Source organism: Actinocrinis sp. (assembly GCF_035605935.1).
In the GTDB taxonomy this organism is placed as follows: domain Bacteria; phylum Actinomycetota; class Actinomycetes; order Streptomycetales; family Catenulisporaceae; genus Actinocrinis.
On record NZ_DATNGK010000315.1, the window covers coordinates 1 to 6,837 of the forward strand.

The window sequence follows — 6,837 nt, forward strand, 5'->3', positions numbered from 1 at the left end:
TGGTGGTTCGTCGGGTGAGGTGCACGCGGTGGGCGCAGGCAAGTGCCTGGACGTACCCAACGCCACCCAGACCAACGGCACCCAACTCGACATCCACGACTGCACCGGCGCCGCCAACCAACTCTTCACCTACAACGAGGCGCACGAGCTGACCGTCTACGGCAACGCCAAATGCCTGGACGCCTACGCCAAGGGCACCACCGCCGGCACCAAAGTCGACCTCTACGACTGCAACGGCGGAACCAACCAGCAATGGAACCTCAACACCAACGGCACCCTCACCGGCGTCCAATCAGGACTCTGCCTGGATGTGACCGGCGGCTCCACCGCCAACGGCGCCCTAGTCGAACTGTGGACCTGCAACGGCGGCACCAACCAGCAATGGAAACTCGGAAGCTGACACCACCGCGGACTGCGCAAATAACGGGAGACAGAATCGGCTTGCGGCGTGCTGACGGGTCCGCACTCGCCCCGAACGCCGCACCTCGACGTGTATCTCGTCTTCGACGGCCCCGCCGCGCTGTATACGTTCCAGCTAACCGAATAGCTCTGCCATATCAAGAACGCGCACAGCCTCACGCTCGGCCGCACGACAGCGGACGGAAGACTGCCGGAATGAGGTGGGCGTGAGCGGGGAGACCAGATGTGGGGCCGGTCTCCCCGCTCACCGACCGGCCGGCGGCGTCAGCCGCGCCCGGAGCTGACGCCGGCGCTCATGCCGGCGATCGTATGGGCTCTGATGTCGCCGTGCGAGCCGTCGGCGAATCGGGCCACCACCGCGCGCACGTGCTCCTGTGCCTGCTGCGCCAGCCCGTCGTAGACGGCGATACACACCTCTCTCGCCCGGGCCCGTGGCCAATCCGACGGCAGTAGCTCGGCAGGCAGCAGCGGATCCAGCGTCGGGAAGAAATGCCGATAGGTGTCCATCAACTCGGTGCGGGCGCGCACCGCCGCGGCACCGGTGATGCTGCCGTCGGCGACGGAGGGCAGCAGGCTGCCCCAACGTTTGATGAAGGCCTCGTACTCGGCGGCGATCGCGGACAGGTCCCACGCCTCGAGCGGATGGCGGTCCAGCTGCGCGTCAAGGTCCACGTGCCGCGCGCGGAACACACTCATGGACCCCGGCGCCACACCAGTAAGGTCCCGCCGTGCTTCCGGCGTCAGCGGGAACGGCGAGAGCCACACCGCGTCGTACAACGGGGCGTAGCCCCATCCCCGCAGCGCGGTCCGCAAAGCGCGCCGCCGCGTGCTCTCCTCCTCCGGAACGGAGAAGGAGACCAGCGTCCACAAGCCGTCCCATGAATCAGGCTGGGTAGTGAACGCGGCGATCAAACCGCCGCCGGTCCACAGCCCGGTGGCGGCCTCCTGGGTAAGCCGGTACGAGCTGTACCGCCCCTGTCTGCTGCGCTCCAGCACTCCCCGGCGCGCCATTCTGCTGATGGTTGTGCGAGCGGCGGCGCTAGCCACCCCGAACTCCCCGAGCAGCACCACGATCGCCGTCGACGGCAGCCACGCCCGGGCCGGAAACGTGTAGTCGGCGATCAACGTCTCAGCCAAGCCCTGCCCGCGCGCCGAACCTGCCCCGCTGCCGCCACCGCCGGAGAAGAACTCCTCAGGGTTGAACAGGTTCACTATGTCCACTCCGGCACAGTCGGGAACGAGCGCATATACACCGTAACGGCTGGCGGCTGAAAGAGATGGGACCAGTCTCCGCGTGGCCGGTGCGGCGCCGCCACAGACCTGACAATCGGCGGGCTGTGTGGACAACATGCCCTATCGGCGATCAGGACCGTCATGCTCGACCGAGGACATGCCTCGGCGCGTAGCGGAGCGGTGGATCAACCGGTTAGTTGCAGCTTGCGCAGCAGAGTACGAACGCCGTGGTGGTGCCGGTGATGGCGGTGCCAAGGGTCAGGCCGCCGGCGCTGGCCGTGAGGGTGGTGGTGTCCGGTCCGGTGACGCGTACCAGGGCACGTCGTTTCAGCACTCTGAGTCGCACGGCTGCTACCCGACATGACCGCGGTCGCGGCGGGCATTTGGCCGGACTCGGCCTGTACTGGCTGTTCGGCGGCGAAGTCACACCCCCCGGCAGCATGGCTGCTCACCGCCGCATTCGCCATCCTGCTGACTGTCGGCACACTGACCGCCCTGCCCGCGTGGATCCACGCCCGCAGCCCCGCCACACACGCCCTGGGCGACGAGCCCGCATAAAGGAAGAGCGCCGTTCTCCCCCGCCGGCCCACCCTTCCGCCGATCGCCGGCTGCTCGACGCGTTGTTGGTCCGGGCACAATGCTCGGCGGAGGGTGGACGTGGCGTGCAGGCTGATCGAATCGCTCAAGTGCGCGGCGCCTCGGTTTTCCGGCGACTGCCCCGGGTAGGGCGGCGGATCGTAACGATCAGCCCGATTCAGACTGAAACGAGCCCAGCGGCCTACGGAGGTTTTCATGCGGGTGCTGCTGGTACATCCAAGCGCGTTAATGTACTCGGAGATCTTCCTGCGGCTCGAGCCGCTGGGGCTGGAGCGGGTCGCCGCGGCGGCCCGGGCCGAGGGTCACGATGTGCGGATGGTGGATTTGCAGGTCTCGCCGCGTTCGCTGTTGGAGCGTGAGCTGGCCTCGTTCGAGCCGCAGGCGGTGGGCGTCTCGCTCAACTATCTGGCCAACATTCCCGAGGCTCTGCAGATCGCGCAGCATGTCAAGCAGGCGCTGCCGCGCTGCTTCGTCTTCTTTGGCGGACACAGTGTCTCGTTCATCGCCCCCACGGTGCTGGAGCAGGCCGAGGGAACGGTTGACGCGATTCTGCGCGGTGAGGGTGAGCCGGAGGTCGGGCCGCTGCTGGCGGCGGTGCGCGACGGCGGGCTGCCCAGCGTGCCGGGCATCGTGACCGCGGAGGGCATGGGTGCGGCTCCGGTGATGCTGCACAGCATCGATGCGCCGTGTCCGGCCCGTGACCTGGCACGCCACCGGCGCCGTTACTTCATCGGGGAGCTGGACCCGTGCGCGTCGATCGAGTTCACGCGCGGCTGTCCGTGGGATTGCTCGTTCTGCTCGGCCTGGACGTTCTACGGACGCAGTTACCGCAAGGCCTCGCCAGAGGCGGCTGCCGCTGAGCTGGCGGGCATCCGCGAGCCGAACCTGTTCATCGTGGACGATGTGGCCTTCATCCGCCCCGAGCACGGTGACGCGATCGCGGCCGAGGTCGAGCGCCGCCGGGTGCGCAAGCACTACTACCTGGAGACCCGCGCCGATGTGCTGCTGCGCAATGAGGAGGTCTTCGAGCGTTGGGCCCGTCTCGGGCTGCGCTACATGTTCCTGGGCATGGAGGCCATCGACGCCGAGGGCCTGGACCTCTACCGCAAGCGGATCAGCCCCGACGAGAACTTCCACGCGCTGGAGGCGGCCCGGCGCCTGGGCATCGCGGTGGCGATCAACCTGATCGTCGACCCGGGCTGGGACGCCGAGCGGTTCCGCGTCGTGCGCCAGTTCGCTCTGTCCGTTCCGGAGATCGTGCACCTGACCGTGATGACCCCGTATCCGGGCACCGAGGTCTGGCACACCGAGTCGCGGCGGCTTACCACGCGCGACTACCGGCTCTTCGACATCCAGCACGCCGTCGTGCCGACCAAGCTTCCGATTGAGGAGTTCTATCGCGAACTGGTGCGCACCCAGGCCGTGATCAACCGCAAGCACCTCGGCGTGAGCGCGGCCGTCGGTGCCGCGCGCGTCCTTGGGCGCAACCTGATGCACGGTCAGACGAACTTCGCGCGGATGTTGTGGAAGTTCAGCCGCGTGTACAACGCGCAGCGACAGCTCGCGGACCACCAGCGCCCGGTGCGGTACGAGCTGCCACTGCCAAAGCGCCAACAGCTGACCGTGAACGACCGCCGCCAGCTCTACATCCACACGCGTACCCCGGCGCACCACGCAAATGCCCATCCCAGCCGACCCGCGACAGACTGAGCCGACGCGGCGGACGCGGCGGACGCACCGACCGCCAGAACGCCGTCGCGCCGACCGCGCCGACTGCGCGGACTGTGCCGATCGCGGCTCACGGCGGGCCGCGTGCGCAGGTCTGCGATGAGCATCGCGTACGCGCTGGCTGCCGCGTGCTTCCTTGGCCTCGGCTTCGTCGTGCAGCAGCATGCCGCGCACCGTGAGCCGCTGGAGCGGGTGATGCACTTCGCGCTGCTGCTGAGCCTGGCCCGCAAGCCGCTGTGGCTCGGCGGGATCGCGGCGATGGTCTGCGGACAGCTGCTCGGTGCTATCGCGCTCGGGCACGGCGACATCACCAAGGTCGAGCCGATCCTTGCCACCAGCCTGATCTTCGCCCTGGTCATCGCGCACGGCCTGTACCGGGAGCGGCTGAGCGGGCGGGAGTGGTCGGGCGCGGTGCTGGCCAGCGCGGGCGTCGCCGTGTTCCTGGTCGCGGGCAGGCCGGCGGGCGGCCGCGATCCGGCCAGTCTCTCCCCGCGCTGGCTGGCCGCGGCGGTGGCGGTCGGGGTGGCCGGGCTGCTCGTGCTAACGGCCAAGCGGCTCGGCCTCGGCGTCGGGGCGATCTTGCTTGCCGGCGCGGGCGGCATCCTTTTCGGGGTCCAGGATTCGCTCACCCGCGGCTGGTTGCTGGCCGCGCGTTCCGGCGTGCTGCGCAGCATCGGGCACTGGCAGCCGTATGCGCTGATCGTCGTGGCCGTGGTCGGTCTGCTGCTGGCGCAGAGCGCGTTCGACGCGGCGCCTCTGCACGTCTCCCTGCCGGCCGGAGCGCTCGCCGAACCGCTAACCGGCATCGCGCTCGGCGTCGCGGTCTTCCGTGAGCGACTGCGCGACAGCCCGGCAGCACTGACCGGCCAAGCCGCCGCCCTGGTCGCGGTCGCGGTCGGCATGGTCCTGGTGAGCCGCTCCGGGGCCCTCGGCGCACGGCACGACGTCTACCGGCCACGACGGCGTGCGCCAGGCCGGAAGGGCGAGGACACGCCATGAACTGCCTGCGCGGGCCGACACGTTTCACGGCCAAGACGACGGCAATGCCCGCCGTGACTGCTCCTGGTGGAGATACCAGCGTCGGGTGGCGGCAAGCGTGAAACGGCCGTCGGCGCGCATGCGCATTCACGTACGACTCGGCCGGGTGGTCCGGCGGGCTTTCGGCGGCTCGGGGCGCTGGCGGGCGGTGCTGCTGCTCGCGTGCGTCATGGCGCTGGATTCGGCCGGCTCGGGCGTCATCGGCGCGGTCGCGAACGAGCTACGCCGGATTCTGCATATTGGAAACACCCAGATCGGATTGCTGACCGCGGTGCCCTCGGTCATCGGCGCGCTGGCCACGATCCCGGTCGGGCAGCTGGTCGACCGGCTTCCCCGGATGCCGTTGCTGGCCGGCACCGTGCTGCTGTGGAGCCTGGCCATGGCGGCAGGCGGGTTGGCGCGCTCCTACCTGTGGCTGCTGCTCTCCCGCGTGGTGCTCGGCGCGGTCACCGCGACGGCCGGGCCGATGGTGGCCTCGCTGTGCGGCGACTTGTTTCCGCCGGCGCAGCGCGCCCGCATCTACGCCCGCGTGCTGTCCGGCGAACTTCTCGGATCCGGCCTGGGCCTGGTCGCCGGCAGCGACATCGCCGCCGTCAGCTGGCGCGCCGCCTTCTGGCTGATCGCCGCTTTCGGCCTGTGTCTCGCGTTCGCGTTGATCAAGTGGCTGCCGGAGCCACGCCGCACGCGCACCGGCGAACCGGACGAACCTCGGCGCGGTGCGGGCGTGAGCCGAAACGCAACTGAAAGCGCAGCACCCGCCCGGTCGCGCCGCGATCGCGCCGGCGCCGCGGCGGTCCGTCCGGACCGGACGCAGGTCATCGACGAGATTCCTGAGCTCTGGTCCCTGTGGCGGGCGACGAAGTACGTGCTGTCGGTGCGTACCAACGTCCTGCTGATCGTTGCATCGGCGGTCGGCTACTTCTTCTTCGCCGGCCTGCACACGTTCGCCTTCGAGCTGGTGCGCGATCGCTACCGGGTCGGGCGCGGAGAGCTGACCGCGCTGGTGCCGATCATCGGTATCGCCGCGCTGGCTGGCGTCAATCTCGGCGGGCGGTGGTCGGACCGGCTCGGGCGCGCGGGCCACGTCACCGCGCGCGTGATCGTCCCCGGCGTCGCGTACACGGCCAGCGTCGCACTGTTCCTGCCCGGTCTGCTGACCCGTCAAGTCTGGCTGGCGCTGCCGCTGTTCGCGGGTGCGGCGGGCGCGCTCGCTGCCGCGAATCCTCCGCTGGACGCCGCCCGGCTCGACATCATGCATCCGCGGCTGTGGGGAAGGGCCGAAAGCGTGCGCACGGTTCTGCGGATGGGGGCGCAGGCCGTGGCGCCCGTCGCCTTCGGCTGGCTCTCCGACACGCTGGGCACCGGTCCCGGCGGACGGGAACGCACCCAAAGCGGCCTGGACCGCGCGTTCCTGATCGGACTCGCACCGCTGCTGATCAACGGATTGCTGCTGCTGCGGGCGCGCCGGACCTACCCCGCCGACACCGCCACCGCAAAGGCCGGATTCACGGTGGACACACATAGGGAAACGCGGGCTGCTGCGGGTGATGACTGAGCAACGAACTCCGAGTGCCACAGTGCCTCGAGCATTTCCAGTTCGACCAAGGCGTTGACCTCCAACTGAGCCACATCCGGTCCGGTCCGATAGCCCATGAAAGCGCACCCCGGGAAATACGCGAGCGGAACACTCGCAACGGGAGGATTTGTGTGAGCGGCGGCAGACGCGGAGGAAGGGGCTGCAAGTGCGGCAGAAGCGGTCGTCTAGGAACACGCCCGCTGTCCAACCGCGAACTGCCGTCTTCCTCAGGCACATTGTCGCTG

Annotated in this window: 7 protein-coding genes; 5 read left to right on the forward strand and 2 right to left on the reverse strand. The window is 69.3% G+C overall.

What is annotated here, in order from left to right:
* Nucleotides 1-400, forward strand: a 400-nt coding sequence (locus tag VN779_RS25500) for an RICIN domain-containing protein (RefSeq protein ID WP_325727763.1), incomplete at its 5' end; no start/stop codon positions are given.
* Between the two features lie 284 nt (nt 401-684).
* Here VN779_RS25500 and VN779_RS25505 read toward each other — a convergent pair.
* Both VN779_RS25505 and VN779_RS25510 read right to left on the reverse strand, forming a co-directional pair.
* Complete coding sequence (locus VN779_RS25505; protein ID WP_325727765.1) at nt 685-1,641, reverse strand: PaaX family transcriptional regulator C-terminal domain-containing protein; 957 nt, start codon at nt 1,639-1,641, stop codon at nt 685-687.
* A 205-nt stretch (nt 1,642-1,846) separates the two neighbouring features.
* Entirely contained in the window at nt 1,847-1,999 is a 153-nt protein-coding gene (locus VN779_RS25510) for a hypothetical protein (RefSeq protein ID WP_325727767.1), read from the reverse strand.
* Between the two features lie 14 nt (nt 2,000-2,013).
* On the opposite strand from VN779_RS25510, the gene VN779_RS25515 reads away from it, so the two are divergent.
* The 4 genes from VN779_RS25515 (at nt 2,014) to VN779_RS25530 (ending at nt 6,571) form a co-directional block, all read left to right on the forward strand.
* Nucleotides 2,014-2,211 (forward strand): hypothetical protein, encoded by a 198-nt coding sequence (locus tag VN779_RS25515; RefSeq protein WP_325727769.1) that lies wholly within the window; start codon nt 2,014-2,016, stop codon nt 2,209-2,211.
* A gap of 234 nt (nt 2,212-2,445) precedes the next feature.
* Complete coding sequence (hpnR, locus tag VN779_RS25520; protein WP_325727771.1) at nt 2,446-3,960, forward strand: hopanoid C-3 methylase HpnR; 1,515 nt, start codon at nt 2,446-2,448, stop codon at nt 3,958-3,960.
* Nucleotides 3,961-4,077: 117 nt separating this feature from the next.
* Complete coding sequence (locus tag VN779_RS25525; protein ID WP_325727773.1) at nt 4,078-4,977, forward strand: DMT family transporter; 900 nt, start codon at nt 4,078-4,080, stop codon at nt 4,975-4,977.
* An 85-nt stretch (nt 4,978-5,062) separates the two neighbouring features.
* A complete protein-coding gene (locus tag VN779_RS25530; RefSeq protein ID WP_325727777.1) occupies nt 5,063-6,571 on the forward strand; it encodes an MFS transporter in 1,509 nt (502 codons plus the stop codon).
* Nucleotides 6,572-6,837 lie beyond the last annotated feature (266 nt).

Excerpts from the sequence above, each read along its gene's own strand:
- VN779_RS25515 (WP_325727769.1), top strand. The coding sequence starts at position 2,014 with ATGACCGCGGTCGCGGCGGGCATTTGGCCGGACTCGGCCTGTACTGGC.
- VN779_RS25525 (WP_325727773.1), top strand. The coding sequence starts at position 4,078 with ATGAGCATCGCGTACGCGCTGGCTGCCGCGTGCTTCCTTGGCCTCGGC.
- hpnR (WP_325727771.1), top strand. The coding sequence starts at position 2,446 with ATGCGGGTGCTGCTGGTACATCCAAGCGCGTTAATGTACTCGGAGATC.